The sequence below is a fragment of the Paraburkholderia sp. CNPSo 3281 genome (assembly GCF_024206515.1).
In the GTDB taxonomy this organism is placed as follows: Bacteria; Pseudomonadota; Gammaproteobacteria; order Burkholderiales; family Burkholderiaceae; genus Paraburkholderia; species Paraburkholderia nodosa.
In genome coordinates, this window is record NZ_JAMBPS010000190.1 from 1 (window position 1) to 613 (window position 613).

The 613-nt window shown below is 50.2% G+C and carries 1 tRNA gene and 1 rRNA gene; both read left to right on the top strand.

Annotated elements, in window-relative coordinates:
- Window positions 1–20: 20 nt before the first annotated feature.
- Window positions 21–96 (top strand) — tRNA-Ala (locus M3I56_RS40850).
- Between the two features lie 286 nt (window positions 97–382).
- A 23S ribosomal RNA gene (locus tag M3I56_RS40855) occupies window positions 383–613 on the top strand; the annotation flags it as partial.

A 613-nucleotide genomic window follows, 5' to 3' on the forward strand; every position in this document is an offset into this window, starting at 1 on the left:
CCCCTTGAGTATGTGTGACTGGGGGATTAGCTCAGCTGGGAGAGCACCTGCTTTGCAAGCAGGGGGTCGTCGGTTCGATCCCGTCATCCTCCACCAATCCTCAATGCACAGCGTTCTGCACGAAGCAGAACCTTTTGCATTGGCGATTGAGCCAGTCAGGGCGATATGAGTAACACCATATCGGCTGTCGTTCTTTAACAATCAGGAAGAAGTAGTAAAGAGATTCATCCGAACGCGGACAGAGATGGCCGTCAAGTAGGTGAATCAGGGTTGTGATTGTATCAATGTATTTTTAAGTGATCGAAAGATTGCCTTGAAATACGGCGCAACACGAATACTCAACCTGTAGCGGGTGATCTTGAAAGAGACACACCCGTTATAGGGTCAAGCGAACAAGTGCATGTGGTGGATGCCTTGGCGATCACAGGCGATGAAGGACGCGGTAGCCTGCGAAAAGCGGTGGGGAGCTGGCAAACGAGCTTTGATCCACCGATATCCGAATGGGGAAACCCACTCCGAATGGAGTATCCATGACTGAATACATAGGTCATGTGAGGCGAACGCGGCGAACTGAAACATCTAAGTAGCCGCAGGAAAAGAAATCAACCGAGAT